Here is a 13,300-nt window from a genome sequence, read left to right on the forward strand (position 1 = left end):
CACGAACAACGCTGGTCACACAACGCCGGTATGTGTCTCCCGAGACAAAGATCGACACACCACGTCGCCGAACATGACGGAGCGTCAAGAAAACCTGACGAGACGTCAGGGGACGCCGGTGCGACGTCGGTTCGCCCCGAACCGCGGTCTCGGCCGGCCGCGGGCGGCCGGTCGGGGCGAGTGGGCCGACGCGCGCGGACCGACCGGGACGGGCGCCTCGGGTAGGTCGAGGGCCCGGCCCAAAGCGGCGTCAGCGGGTGAAGAGGATGCCCGGGGCGCCTTCCCGGCGGACGGAGACCGAGCCGTAGCGGGCCTCCAGGCGCAGCCAGGCGCCGCAGGCGAGGACCGCCGCCCGCCCCTCGGGGTCGGGCGGGCCCAGGAAGCCGAACGACTGGGCGGCGTGCGCGGCACGCAGCGGGAGCCGGCCGGTCATCGGTCGGGTCCAGATGTCGGCGGCGATCCGGTCGAGTTCGGCGCGCGGCGGGCCGGACTCGGTGCGGGCTCGGAACTCGGCGACGCCGGCGGCCACTTCGCGGGCCAGGTCGAGCACGGCGAGCTCGGCGACCCGCTCCCAGCCGGTGCGCGGCGGCAGCAGGCCGGCCCACCCGGGACCGGTCACCGACGGCGGCAGACTCACGCTCGCGTCGTCGGTGATCGCGTCCAGGAGTTGCCCCGCGGACACGGTCGCGTCCACGCTCGCCGGCCCGGCCAACTCGCTCGCGCGCAGCGTGATCACGCCCGACGCGGCCTCGCCGAACGGCGGGTGGCCGAACGTACCGAGCACGGAGCCCTCGGCCCGCACCCGCACCACCGCGCGGCGGTCGTAGCGCAACAGTCGGCTCAGGTAGCCGCCCAGGTCCGCGGCGGCGGCGGGATCGGCGAAGCGCAACACGGTCATGGGCGGACCCGCCGCCCCTCCGGCTCGTCCTGCGGTTCGACGAAGCGCTCCAGGTAGGCCCGCTCCTCCCCGGTCAGCCGCCGGGGGCGCTGCTCGTCCAGCGAATAGGGCACCAGCACGGACAGCGCCGTCGCGTACACCTGCTCGTCGTCCTTGACCTCGTAGGCGAGCGTGAACCGGGCGGCGCCGATGTGGGTCACCCACGTCTCCACCCGCACCGGCTCGGCACGCCACACCAGCGGTCGTTTGTAGTCGATCTCGTGCCGGGCGATCACCACGCCCTCGGAGAGCGTCTTGGCCCCCTCGCGTTGCCCGAGGGTGAACATCATGTCCACGCGCGCCTCCTCCAGGTAGCGGAGGTACTGCACATTGTTGATGTGCCGGTAGGCGTCCATGTCGGACCACCGAAGCGTCGCCTGGTAGATGTGCCTGGCCACGTGCCAGTCCTCTTCTCTGTTCCTGTGTCGACGCGACCCGGGCGCCCGAGCGCGTACCGGCCGAAGGACGCCGGTGGCCTGCCGTATGCGGGCATACGACAGGCCACCGGTTACGCCGTGCCGACCGGGTGGGTCAGTTGCGCTTGAGCTTCTTGTACGTCGCGCGATGCGGCCGGGCCGCGTCGGCGCCCAGGCGCTCGATCTTGTTCTTCTCGTACGACTCGAAGTTGCCCTCGAACCAGAACCACTTCGAGTCGCCCTCGTAGGCGAGGATGTGCGTGGTCACCCGGTCCAGGAACCAGCGGTCGTGCGAGACGACCACGGCGCAGCCCGGGAACTCCAGGAGCGCGTTCTCCAGGCTGGACAGGGTCTCGACGTCGAGGTCGTTGGTCGGTTCGTCGAGCAGCAGCAGGTTGCCGCCCTGCTTGAGCGTCAACGCCAGGTTGAGGCGGTTGCGCTCACCGCCGGAGAGCACGCCGGTGGGCTTCTGCTGGTCCGGGCCCTTGAACCCGAACGCGCTGACGTAGGCCCGGGACGGCACCTCGACGTTGCCGACCTTGATGTAGTCCAGGCCGTCGGAGACGACCTCCCACAGGTTCTTCTTCGGGTCCAGGCCGCCGCGCGACTGGTCGACGTAGGAGACCTTGACGGTCTCGCCGACCTTGATGTCGCCCGAGTCCGGCGTCTCGGCGTCGATCAGCATCTTGAACAGCGTGGTCTTGCCCGCGCCGTTCGGACCGATGATGCCCACGATGCCGTTGCGCGGCAGCGTGAAGGACAGGTCGTCGATCAGCAGCTTCTCGTCGAAGCCCTTGCTGAGGTGGTCCACCTCGACCACGACGTTACCCAGGCGCGGACCCGGCGGGATCTGGATCTCCTCGAAGTCCAGCTTCCGCATCTTGTCCGCCTCGGCGGCCATCTCCTCGTAGCGGGCCAGGCGCGCCTTGCTCTTGACCTGGCGGCCCTTCGCGTTGGAGCGCACCCACTCGAGCTCGTCCTTGAGCCGCTTCTGCCGCTTGGCGTCCTTTTGCCCTTCGACCTTCAGGCGGGTGGCCTTGGTGTCCAGGTAGGTGGAGTAGTTGCCCTCGTAGGGGTGCAGCCGACCGCGGTCGACCTCACAGATCCACTGGGCGACGTTGTTCAGGAAGTACCGGTCGTGGGTGACCGCGACGACGGTGCCGGCGTACTTCTCCAGGTGCTGCTCCAGCCACTGCACGCTCTCCGCGTCGAGGTGGTTGGTCGGCTCGTCCAGGAGGAGCAGGTCGGGCGCTTCGAGGAGCAGCTTGCACAACGCCACGCGGCGCTTCTCGCCACCGGAGAGGTTCACGATCGGCCAGTCGCCGGGCGGGCAGCCCAGCGCGTCCATGGCCTGTTCGAGCTGCGAGTCGAGCTCCCAGGCGTTCGCGTGGTCGAGCTGGTCCTGCAGCTCGCCCATCTCGGCCATCAGCTCGTCGGTGTAGTTGGTCGCCATCTCCTCGGCGATGGCGTTGAACCGGTCCAGCTTGCCCTTGATCTCCTTGACGCCGTCCTCGACGTTCTCCAGGACGGTCTTGGACTCGTCCAGGGGAGGCTCTTGCAGCAGGATGCCGACGGTGTAGCCGGGGGACAGAAACGCGTCGCCGTTGGACGGCTGTTCCAGCCCGGCCATGATCTTCAGAACGGTCGACTTACCCGCGCCGTTCGGGCCGACGACGCCGATCTTGGCTCCCGGCAGGAAGCTGAGCGTCACGTCGTCGAGGATCACCTTGTCGCCGTGCGCTTTACGCGCCTTGCGCATGGTGTAGATGTACTCAGCCATGCGTCCAAGCCTATGGTCTGCCGGGCAGTGCCCGTGCATGGGTGCCCGAAGGGCGCGCGATCCTCGGCGCCGCGTCGCGGGATTTCGGCGCCGGGCCGCGCGATCGTCGGCCGCGGGACTCGTCGGCCGGGCAGGCGGGCCACTCGTCCTCGAACGCCGGGCGGCAGGCGACGGTGGTGCCGGGGACGACGTCGGGCCCCGACGCGCCGGCTGCGCGTCGGGGCCCGACGGTTATCGGTGTGGTTCGATCAGCGGCGCCCGAATCAGGCGGCGACGCCGTCCGAGCCGTTGTTGCGGCGGCGCATGTAGAACACCAGACCGCCACCCGCGAGCAGGAGCGCACCGGCGCCGCCCAGGATCACGGGGGTGTTGCTGCTGTCGCTACCGGTGGCGGCCAGGTCCGGACCCTTCGGGTTCACCGGAGCCGGCGTCCCGCCGGTGCTGCCGCCCGAGGTACCGCCGGTGACACCTTCGGTGGCGCCGGCGGTCTTGCAGTCGAGCGTGCCGGTGAACTCCTTGGCGGTCTTGCCGTCGGGGCCCACGATGGTGATCTTGTAGGCCTGGTCTTCGGCGACCTTGACGACCTGGTCGACCGACTTGCCGGCCTCGACGGTGGTTTCCTTGCCGTCGAGCTTGAACTTGTACGACTCGTCACCGGTGTTCTTGACGGTGACCTTCACGCCGCCGTCGACGCAGTCCTTGGTGGCGTTGATCTCCGGGAGCGGGCCCTTGCCGGGGTTGCCCCACTTGGCGATCGCCTTGTCGGAGGTCTGCACCTTCTGCTTGTCGGCGACGATCAGGAGCTGGCTGGTCGACCCGTCCTTGTTGACGCCCTGGAAGACCCGACCCGCCTGCACGGTCGACTCACCGGAGACCTGGAAGGTCTGGCTGCCGGCCTTGGTGGCCTTGGAGGCGTTCACGTAAAGCTTGTCGCCGTTGCCGACCTTGTCGACCGCCTTGCCGTCGGCGTCCACCAGGGTGGCCTTGGCGTCGGCGTCGCCCTCGAGCAGCTTGGCGTTGATCGACTTGCCCTCGGCGTTGGTCTTGACCTCGAACGGGCCGATGCCGGGCTTGTCGTTGATCTTGCCGGCCTTCTCGCCCGGGGTCACCGAGAGCGAGACGGGGGGCTCGGTGACGTCGCCCTTGTTGGCGTCGCCGACCAGGTACTTGTAGAGCTTGACGATGTCGCCGTCGTTCTTCTTGCCCTCGTCCAGCTTCTGGCCGTCGGTGAAGTGCCAGATGGCGGCCTGCGTGGCGGCGGCGGCCTCGCCCTCGGTCAGCTCCGGAGCGCCGACCTTCGCGCGAACGGCCCCCAGGTCCACCGTCGGGAAGGAGTTCAGGAGCACCCACTTGACCTTGGCCTTGTCGGCCTTGGTGCCGAAGGAGGTCTCCTTCCAGCCCGACTCGTCGTACTTCGCCTCGTCACGAACGAGGGTGTGGAAGTCGATGCAGTAGGTACGCAGGATCTTGCCGTCGACCTCGAGCTTCAGGATCGAGGCGCGCTGCGACTTGTCCTTGCCCTGCAGGTAGATGTCCGCACCGACATCGCCGCCCTTGTAGACGCCCTTGGCGCCTTCCGCACTGGCCGCACCCGCGAAACCGATCACGCCGGCCGCCGCCAAGCCGCCGGCAATGACCATGGCCGACAAGCGGGTGGCCGTCCGTCCCGGTGTACGGAACATGTGGTGGTCCCCTCGAAAATGTATGCCGACTCGCGCGGCGCATGGTTCCCCCGAGCGGGGCGCGAGTAAAGAACCGTTGAATGGTATGAGCAGTCGGGCCACCTCTCGCGACCCGGGGTACTCATTTGTTTCACGTTCTTTACCTCGGGAGAAGATCCACGTCGAGGATGTCAATTCGCATATCGGGAAGTCGACAAGTCTTCGACGGATATAGCCGCCTATGGGGTATGGCAAGCCGCATAGGCGCTGATCAGGGCCATCTCATCCGCTATTGATTTGTCAAGGTTCACAACCGACCGAATCGGTCCTTTCCGTGACCAATGCCTTTTCTCGGGCGCTATTCGCCCCCACGATCCGGCTTTTTCCACTCTCCCACCCCACCGGTTGAGGGGCATGCGGCGGTTGGTCCGGTTTGGCGCGGATCGCACCTGCCGCGAGTCGTCACAATTCTGTTCCAGATTCGTTCCCGAAACCGCCTTGAATTATCTCCGCCATCAACAATGAATGGCTTTCCCGAACACGCGATCATCCGCCGGGACAATTCACGCGGCCTCCTCCGTGCCGACGGATCCGGACTCGGCCCCGATCGCGAGGGTGCCCTGCTCGGCCGCCGAACCCGTCGCGACGCCGTCCGCCACGACCGACAGGCGCGCGGGCCGACCCACCCGCCGAAACTCCGCGACCCCGCGGGCGAGGTCGTGTCCCACCGAGGACGCGTCGATCTCGGTGACGGTCCACCACCGCCCCTCGCGCTCCCACTCGCGCACCCGCAGCCGACCCGTGACCACCAGCGGGTCGCCCTTGTCGATCGAACTCGTCACGTTCTCCGCCAGGCCCCGAAAGCACACGACCGTGTAGAAGGACGCGTCCCCCGACACCCACGTCCCCGTCTCCCGATCGAAGCGCCTGGGCGACACCGCCATCCGGAAGCGGGCCAGGGGCACACCCGCCTGGGTCATCTGGACCCGGACATCGCTCGCGGCGTTGCCGATCACCGTCACGTACGTGTCCACGCTTGCCTCCTGTGTCGCCGCGGGTCACGGCGTGCCCCGCGACATCGCCGTCCGCCCTCGACGATCCGGCACGCGGCGGTCGACCGGCGACGGGCCGGGACGGGCTGTGGACAACGCGCCCCCTGTGCACGACACCACGTCACCCACGTGAGGGACGCCCCGCCACCCGTCACCCCCATGGGTGACACAGTCCCCGCCGCACCCCGCCGCACCCCCGCCCCGCCCCTCACCCCCGCCGCATCGGCTCCCGAGCCGCCACGAAATGCCCGTGCGCCTCCCGATACCGCGCCAACTCCCCCTCCGCCGGCCCGACCAGCAACCGATCCGCCACCTCCCCCACCCGCGACCGCAACTCCGCCGCCACCTCCGCCGTCCGCCGATCCGCGGCCGTCCGCGCCACCCGGCGCGCGCACCACACCCCCGCCACCACCAGCACGAGCCCCGCCACCACCACCCACCACGAGGCCGGCATCCCGAGCCCGCGCGCCACCGGCCCCCCGGCCCGGGCCGACCCCGCGCCGACCACGCCGGCCACCACCGCGATCACCCCGACCCACTGCGCGCCCACCGCGACCCGCACGCCGAGCGCCGGCGGAGCGGCCTCCGGCGCGGCCCCCGTCAGCACCGCGTCCACCTCGTCCGACAACCTCCGCAACCCCTCGGCCAACACCCGATGCACGCCACCCGCCCACTGCGCGGGCAGCCCCCGCGTCCACGTCGCCCCCGCCCGCCGGATCACCCGCTCGGCCCGATGCATCTGGACCGGCGCGGGCCGCGTCGCCGGCCGCCGCACCCGACGACCCGACAGCGGCCCTCGCGGCAACCGCGGCTCCTCCCCGGCGGCGGCCGCGAGAACCGCCACCCCGGCCGCGTCGCACAACCCGTCCACGAGCGCGTCGCGGTCCTCGGCGGTGAACGCGTCCACGCCGGGCGCCGCACCGGCGAAGTACGGATCGAGGCGTTCGGTCAACGTGTCCAGATCCGCGGCCAGCCGGGTCACCGAAGCCTCGCCGGGACCGGCCGCGGCCACCACCACCCGGCGCAGCTCGGCGATCCCGATCCCGGTCTCCGGCGACGTCGCCAGCACCCGGACCTCGGCGAGCCCGTCGGCCGCCAACAGCGCCCGCACGTCGGTCAGGCAGGCCGCGAGGTCCCCCGCCGGCAGCCGGTCCGCGTGGTTGAGCACCACCGTCATGCCGGGCCCGTGGTGCCGCAACGGCCGCAGATAGCGGTCGTGCACGATCGCGTCGGCGTACTTCTGCGGATCGAGCACCCACACGATGTGATCCGCGACCGCCACGACCGCGTCCACCTCCGCCCGGTGCGCGAGGTCGATCGAGTCGTGATCGGGCAGGTCGAGCAGCACCAGGCCGGCCGGCATCCCGCCGCCTCGGCGCGCGTCCAACGAGCCGTGCCGGGCCACCCGGTGCGCCGGCTCGATCCCGAGCAGGTCCAGCAGCGGCGCCGCGCCCTCGGGATCCCACGCGCACGCCAGCGTGGTCCGGGTGGTCGGCCGCCGAGCGCCGGTGTCCGCCAGCCGCAGCCCGGTGAGCACGTTGAACAACGACGACTTGCCGCCGCCGGTGGCGCCCGCGAGCGCGACCACGGTGTGCCACGTGGCCGTACCCAACCGGGTCTCGGCATGGCCGAGCAGGTCCTCGATCAAGGCGAGGTCGGTGCCGGGCAGCCGATCCCGGGCCAGCGCGGCGGTGCGATCGAGCGCGGCCAGCCGAGCCATCAGTCGCTCCGCCTCCTCGGTCCCGATCGCGTGCCGGGCCCGACGCACGGCGAACCGATCGACGTCCTGCCCACCGGCGGTCACCCGAGCCTCCGCACGGAACCGGGCCGCACCCCGACCCGCGTCTCGCGGCGGCGCACCCCGACCCGCGCCTCGCCGCGGCCCACCCGAGCCGGCCCGCCGCACCGCGTACGACCCGGCTCCCGCGCGAGAGCGGTACGAAGCCCCCGCCCGCACCCGGACCGCACCCCGCCGCCCCTCACGCGCTCCTCCGCACCGCGTCGAGCGCCTCGATCAACCCGGCGTCGGCCCGGGCGGGCAGGAGCGCCACCGCCGCCACCCGCCGCGCGCGCTCACCGTCCAGCGCCGCCGCGACCACCGCGCGCAGTTCACGAGCGAGGTCCGTGATCAGCCGCGCGGCCGGCTCGGATCCGATCCGGACGCCGAGCCGCCCCGCCGCCTCGCGGCCGATTCCGGGCCCGAGCGCGGCCCCGCCGACCGCGGCGATCAGCGCGAGCGGCTCGCCCCGGTCCGGCCACGCGAGCGGCCCGGGCCCGAGCCGACGGACCCCGTCGCGCGGCAGGCACCCCGCCGACCGCTCGGCGCCCCGCGCGAACGCGTCCGCCACCAGCGCGTCCAGGCTCTCCACGACCGCCCGCGCGGCCCCCGCCTCGTCCCCCTCGTACCAGCGTCCCGCCGCCGCGCCGCGCAACAACGACCCGTCGTCGAGCGCCCGAAGCGCCCATCGCGAGGTCGCCGCGTACGCCCGATCCACGCACTCGCGCGTCCGCCCGGCCGCCTCGTACTGCCGCCCCGCCGCCTGCGCGAGCGGCGGCACGCGCCGATCCAGGCTGTGCAACAGCCCGCCCAGGGTGCGCCGGACCACCGCGGCCCGCGCGTCCGGATCCGCGCCGCGCTCGGCGAGCCACGTGCGGATCGGCACCACGTTGCGCTCGGGCAACCCGGCCCCCTGCTCGGTCTCCACGATCGGGTACAGCGGCACGTCGCCCAACCCGGCGTGCCGCAACAGCCGGACGAAGTCGGGCCGGACCTCGTCCAGTACCTCCGCCGGCACCCGGTTCACCACGATCGCCAGACGGGTGTTGCGATCGCGCGCGAGCCGGAGCAGGTGCCACGGCGCGGCGTCGGCGTAGCGCGACGCGGTGGTGACGAAGATCCACAGGTCGGCGGCCCCGAGCAGGCGAACCGCGATCCGCCGGTTGTCGGCGCGGACCGAGTCGATGTCGGGCACGTCCAGCAGCGCCATCCCGGGCGGCACCCGCTCGTCCAGCCTCAGGTCGATCCCGGGTTCGGCGGCGAACCAGTGCCGGTCCCCCGACCGACACACCAGGACCGGCACCCGGGTGGTCGGCCGGAGCGAGCCGGCCACCGTGATCTCGCGCCCGACCAGGGCGTTCACCAGGGTGGACCGACCCGCGCCGGTGGACCCGCCGACCACCGCGAGCAGCGGCGCGCGCGGCACCGCGAGCCGGGGCAGCACGTAGTCGCCGAGTTGGTCGATCAACTCGCGACGGGCCAACCGCGCCTGCACGGCGCCGGGCAGGTCGAGCGGGAAGCACGTCGCCACGACCTTGTCCCGCAGGTCGGCGAGGGCTGCGGACAGGGTGTCGCTTCCCATGATCACCACGGGCGAACAGTGCCCGAATTGTCCGCATTCTCAACGTGCCGCCGCGGTTACAACGCGACGGTCACCCCGTCGGCGGAGGACCGCCGCGCCGCCTCGATCGTCTCCAGGACGGCCACCGCCTCCTCGATCGCCACCGGCGGCGCGCCCTCGCCCCGCACGGCGCGCGCGAACGCGGCGTAGTAGTCCTGATAGGCACCCGGCTCGGTCTCCACCGGCACGGTGTCCCCGGGCGTACCGAGCCTTCCCCACGCCGTCGGCGGCTCGGTCCCCCACCCGGGCGTCTTGACCTCGGCCCCGGCGCGCAGCAGTTCCTCCTGCGGGTCCATCCCGAACTTCACGTACGACGCCTTCGCACCGAGCACCCGAAAGCGCGGTCCGAGGTCGGCCGCCGTCGCGCTCATCCACAGGTGCGATCGCACCCCGCCCGCGTGGGTGAGCGCCACGAACGAGTCGTCGTCCACGAGCGCCCCTGACCGCCGGGCGGGCAACTCGGCGTACACGTGGGTGGGTCGCCCGAACAGCGTCACCGCCTGGTCGATCAGATGGGTCCCGAGGTCGTACAGGATCCCGCCCAGCGCCGCCGGGTCGGCCTGCTCCTTCCACCCCGAGGCGCGCACCTGCGGACGCCACCGCTCGAACCGCGACTCGAAGCGGTACACCTCACCGAGCCGCCCCTCCTCGACCAACCGCCGCACGGTCCGGAAGTCGCCGTCGAACCGACGGTTCTGGTACACCCCCAGCACCCGCTCGCACCGCGCCGCCGTCGCGGCCAGCGCCCGCCCCTCGGCGGCGGTCCCCGCGAACGGCTTGTCCACCACCACGTGCAGCCCGGCCTCCAGCGCACGCTCCGCCAGCGGCACGTGGAACCGGTTCGGCACGGTGATCACCACGAGGTCGAAGTCACCCGCGCGAGCGAACATCTCGTCGGTCGTCCCGATCACCTCGGCCTGCGGATGCCGCTCGCGCGCCGCCGACCGCCGCTCCGGATTCCCGGTCACCACGGCGGCCAGCTCCAGCCCCTCCGTGGCCTCGATGACGGGTGCGTGGAAGGCCGAGCCCCCTACGCCGTAGCCGACAAGTACAGTCCTTGTGGGACCCACTGCGCCTCCCTCTGCCCGATTCGGCCCTTCTCTGATCACATTCTGGCCGCCAACTGCGTCTGATCAGGTAACGGTGACCGCCGGAACGTCGGTGAGGCATGCACACGGCCCTATTCTGTTGTGCCGCGACCGGATCCAGTGCAAGATCCTGATTCGCCCACGCCCTCGTAGCTCAGTGGACAGAGCAGGTGCCTTCTAAGCACTTGGTCGCAGGTTCGAGTCCTGCCGGGGGCACAGCCACGCCGCCGTCCGCCGCCCGCACCCCCGGGCGGCGTCCGCGCAGGTCAGCCCCTTGCTCGGGCATGCCGTGCCGTGCCGAACCGCTTCGGCACAGGCCCTCGGCGGGCCGATGGTGCCCGACCGTGACCAGGCTTGCGCGAGCGGTGACGGGACACGTGCGGCACCGAACCCGCGCGCCGATATGACCTCTTCACGCTCTTTGCGCGGCGTGGGCCGCCGGCCGAAAACACACCGGCCCGGAGCGTGCGCGACACGGCCGGACGGGCCGCTCAGGCCGCCGGGCCGTTCTGGCTCAGGGCGAAGGCGGTGGCCTGGAGCGCGATGGCGGCGAGGGACAGCGGCAGGGTGATCGCGACGCGACGGCCGCCGGGTCGGCGGGGACGGCGGACCAGGGCGATCAGGGCCGTCACGAAGCTGAGCGCGAACAGGCCGAAGACCCAGGGAAGTCGGGTGCCGTACCAGTCGCGGCACGTCTGGTTGGCGCAGGACTCGGTGGCGCCGCCGAAGCCGATCAGGATGAACAGGTCGACCATCGCGACCACGACGAAGAGGAACAGGCCGACGACGAACGCCGCCGCGCGGGCGAAGCCTTCGCCGTTGCTGCCCGGCGTGGGAGGCGTGTAGGTCATGCGGGTCACGCTAGGCGGCGGGTCCGACGCGAACATCCGTACAACTACTCACTTCCGCGTGCCCGCCTACTCCGCGACCAGGATCTCCAGTCCCGCGTCGCGCAGCGCGTCGAGCGCCTCCGGGTCGGCCGCGCCGCTCGTGATCAGCAGGTCGATGTCCGCCAGCGGGCACACCTCGGCGAGTTCGACCCGGCCCAGCTTCGAGCCGTCCGCGACCACGACCCGGCGACCCGCGGCCCGCAACATCGCGCGTTTGGCCTCGGCCTCGGGCAGGTTCACGTTGGTGATGCCGCCGGTGGGATGCACGCCGTTGCAGCCGATGAAGACCGTGTCGGCGTGGATCCGCTCCAGGATGTGGTCGCCGAGCGGATTGATCAGCGAGTGCTGCAACGGCCGCAGCGTGCCGCCGGTGACCACGACCGAGAACCGCGGGATCGCCCGTTCCAGTTCCAGGGCGATGGTCAGCCCGTTGGTGAACACCACGAGGTCGCGCAGTTCCTCGCGGTCCACCAGCGCCCGTGCCACGAACGTGGTGGTCGTGCCCACGTCCAGCACCACGCTCTCGGACGGCGATACCAGTGCCGCGGCCGCCCGCCCGATCAGCGTCTTCGCGGGCGACGCCGAGGTCAGCGCCTCCTCGAAGGACGGCTCCACCCGGGGGTCGCGGCCGGTGAACATCGCGCCGCCGCGGACCCGGCGCAGCCGGCCCTGCCGCTCCAACACCTCCAGGTCGGCCCGGACCGTCACGCGCGAGATGCCGAACGCCTCGGCCAGGTCGGTGACCTTGGCGAAACCCCGGTCCGCGATCGTCGCGGCCATCCGGGCGCGGCGGCCCTCGGCGGGCAGTCCGTCGGTGTCGTCGTCAGGCATGGGCAGCATCTTGCGGACACCTTTCGAAACTTGTCAAACCGCAGGTGATCCCCCATCGATCTCGCCAAATGACAAGCCATTCAGGCACTTTTTCTTTCTCATTGACAAGTTTTGGAAAGCTTCGCAAAATGAATGTATGAAGAAGACGCAGGCCGTCATGGCCGACGGTCGCGAGATCGTCTACTACGACACGCGGGACGACGCGGTGCGCACCGCCGTCGACCATCGCGATCTCGCGCCGGTGGTCAGTGGCTCGGAGATGCGCTACGACCGGCTGCTCGACGAATGGGTCCTGGTCGCCTCGCACCGGCAGACCCGGACCCACCTGCCCGCCGCCGACGCGTGCCCGCTGTGCCCGTCCACGCCCGAGCGGGCCACCGAGGTCGCCGAGGCCGACTACGAAGTCGTCGTCTTCGAGAACCGCTTCCCGTCCATGTCCGGCCCCTCCACGGCCGACGGCGCCGCACCGGCGGGCCCCGAACCCGGCTGGGACCGCGCCCCGTTCCCGCGCCGGCCCTCCGGCGGACGGTGCGAGGTGATGTGCTTCACCCCCGAGCACGACGCGTCGTTCAAGGACCTCACCCCCGAGCGCGCGCGCCTGGTCCTGGACGCGTGGACCGACCGCACCGCCGAGTTGTCCGCGCTGCCCGGCGTCGAGCAGGTGTACTGCTTCGAGAACCGCGGCCGGGAGATCGGCGTGACGCTGCCGCACTCGCACGGGCAGATCTACGCCTACCCGTTCGTCACCCCGCGCACGGCCGCGATGATCGCCACCACGACCGCGCACCGGCACCGCACCGGCCGCAACCTGTTCGACGACGTGCTGGCCGACGAGCGCGCGGACGGGTCGCGGATCGTGGCCGAGGGCGGGCACTGGACGGCGTTCGTACCCGCCGCCGCGCGCTGGCCGTACGAGGTGCACCTGTACCCGAACCGCCGGGTGCCGGACCTGCTCGCGCTGGAGGAGGCCGCGCGCGCCGAGTTCGGCGCGATGTACCTGGACCTGCTGGGCCGATTCGACCGTCTGTTCGACGGCGAGCCCGCGCCGTACATCTCCGCGTGGCAGCAGGCGCCGGTCCGCTCGGGGCGCCGGGACTTCGCGCTCCACCTGGAGCTTTTCTCGATTCGCCGGGCACCGGGCAAGCTGAAGTACCTTGCCGGGAGCGAATCCGGGATGGGTGTGTTCATCAGCGACGTACCGCCGGAGACCGCGGCGGCACGACTGCGGGAGGTCGGCGAATGAGGCT

Annotated in this window: 11 protein-coding genes and 1 tRNA gene; 2 read left to right on the forward strand and 10 right to left on the reverse strand. The window is 71.5% G+C overall.

The genetic code is table 11. From position 1 onward, the window contains the following. Nucleotides 1-250 precede the first annotated feature (250 nt). The 8 genes from ACWCPW_RS28800 to ACWCPW_RS28835 all read right to left on the reverse strand — a co-directional run bounded on the left by ACWCPW_RS28800 (nucleotide 251) and on the right by ACWCPW_RS28835 (nucleotide 10,314). A complete protein-coding gene (locus tag ACWCPW_RS28800) occupies nucleotides 251-898 on the reverse strand; it encodes a hypothetical protein (protein WP_449764498.1) in 648 nt (215 codons plus the stop codon). Next, on the reverse strand, nucleotides 895-1,335 hold the full coding sequence (locus tag ACWCPW_RS28805) for an acyl-CoA thioesterase (RefSeq protein WP_449764499.1): 441 nt from the start codon (nucleotides 1,333-1,335) through the stop codon (nucleotides 895-897). Before ACWCPW_RS28805 ends, ACWCPW_RS28800 begins: the two co-directional genes overlap by 4 nt. 133 nt (nucleotides 1,336-1,468) lie before the next feature. Further along, nucleotides 1,469-3,133: an energy-dependent translational throttle protein EttA gene (ettA, locus tag ACWCPW_RS28810; RefSeq protein WP_449764500.1), complete on the reverse strand. Its 1,665-nt coding sequence runs from the start codon at nucleotides 3,131-3,133 to the stop codon at nucleotides 1,469-1,471. Between the two features lie 263 nt (nucleotides 3,134-3,396). Continuing rightward, nucleotides 3,397-4,815, reverse strand: a complete 1,419-nt coding sequence (locus ACWCPW_RS28815; protein ID WP_449764501.1) for a Cys-Gln thioester bond-forming surface protein — start codon at nucleotides 4,813-4,815, stop codon at nucleotides 3,397-3,399. Between the two features lie 542 nt (nucleotides 4,816-5,357). Beyond that, nucleotides 5,358-5,828 carry a single-stranded DNA-binding protein gene (locus ACWCPW_RS28820; protein WP_449764502.1) on the reverse strand — a complete coding sequence of 157 codons (471 nt, stop codon included), beginning with the start codon at nucleotides 5,826-5,828 and terminating at the stop codon, nucleotides 5,358-5,360. A gap of 226 nt (nucleotides 5,829-6,054) precedes the next feature. Next, complete coding sequence (locus ACWCPW_RS28825; protein WP_449764503.1) at nucleotides 6,055-7,650, reverse strand: GTPase; 1,596 nt, start codon at nucleotides 7,648-7,650, stop codon at nucleotides 6,055-6,057. 175 nt (nucleotides 7,651-7,825) lie between these two features. After that, entirely contained in the window at nucleotides 7,826-9,205 is a 1,380-nt protein-coding gene (locus ACWCPW_RS28830; RefSeq protein ID WP_449764504.1) for an ATP-binding protein, read from the reverse strand. A gap of 56 nt (nucleotides 9,206-9,261) precedes the next feature. Next, nucleotides 9,262-10,314 carry a Gfo/Idh/MocA family oxidoreductase gene (locus ACWCPW_RS28835; protein WP_449764505.1) on the reverse strand — a complete coding sequence of 351 codons (1,053 nt, stop codon included), beginning with the start codon at nucleotides 10,312-10,314 and terminating at the stop codon, nucleotides 9,262-9,264. Between the two features lie 161 nt (nucleotides 10,315-10,475). Here ACWCPW_RS28835 and ACWCPW_RS28840 point away from each other — a divergent pair. Beyond that, nucleotides 10,476-10,548, forward strand: a tRNA-Arg gene (locus tag ACWCPW_RS28840). 275 nt (nucleotides 10,549-10,823) lie between these two features. Here the strand turns inward: ACWCPW_RS28840 and ACWCPW_RS28845 are convergent. Next, nucleotides 10,824-11,183: a hypothetical protein gene (locus ACWCPW_RS28845; RefSeq protein ID WP_449764506.1), complete on the reverse strand. Its 360-nt coding sequence runs from the start codon at nucleotides 11,181-11,183 to the stop codon at nucleotides 10,824-10,826. Nucleotides 11,184-11,249: 66 nt separating this feature from the next. Continuing rightward, nucleotides 11,250-12,053 (reverse strand): DeoR/GlpR family DNA-binding transcription regulator, encoded by an 804-nt coding sequence (locus ACWCPW_RS28850; RefSeq protein WP_449764507.1) that lies wholly within the window; start codon nucleotides 12,051-12,053, stop codon nucleotides 11,250-11,252. Nucleotides 12,054-12,189: 136 nt separating this feature from the next. Between ACWCPW_RS28850 and galT the strand changes: the two genes are divergently transcribed. Further along, nucleotides 12,190-13,296, forward strand: a complete 1,107-nt coding sequence (gene galT / locus ACWCPW_RS28855; RefSeq protein ID WP_449764508.1) for a galactose-1-phosphate uridylyltransferase — start codon at nucleotides 12,190-12,192, stop codon at nucleotides 13,294-13,296. Nucleotides 13,297-13,300: the final 4 nt, after the last annotated feature.

It is taken from the genome of Embleya sp. NPDC001921, from assembly GCF_053594475.1.

What these genes read in the sequence shown, in the direction of transcription:
- ACWCPW_RS28830 (WP_449764504.1), bottom strand. Translation starts at nt 9,205, where the DNA reads ATGGGAAGCGACACCCTGTCCGCAGCCCTCGCCGACCTGCGGGACAAG.
- ACWCPW_RS28815 (WP_449764501.1), bottom strand. Translation starts at nt 4,815, where the DNA reads ATGTTCCGTACACCGGGACGGACGGCCACCCGCTTGTCGGCCATGGTC.
- ACWCPW_RS28800 (WP_449764498.1), bottom strand. Translation starts at nt 898, where the DNA reads ATGACCGTGTTGCGCTTCGCCGATCCCGCCGCCGCCGCGGACCTGGGC.
- galT (WP_449764508.1), top strand. Translation starts at nt 12,190, where the DNA reads ATGAAGAAGACGCAGGCCGTCATGGCCGACGGTCGCGAGATCGTCTAC.
- ACWCPW_RS28845 (WP_449764506.1), bottom strand. Translation starts at nt 11,183, where the DNA reads ATGACCTACACGCCTCCCACGCCGGGCAGCAACGGCGAAGGCTTCGCC.
- ettA (WP_449764500.1), bottom strand. Translation starts at nt 3,133, where the DNA reads ATGGCTGAGTACATCTACACCATGCGCAAGGCGCGTAAAGCGCACGGC.
- ACWCPW_RS28850 (WP_449764507.1), bottom strand. Translation starts at nt 12,053, where the DNA reads ATGCCTGACGACGACACCGACGGACTGCCCGCCGAGGGCCGCCGCGCC.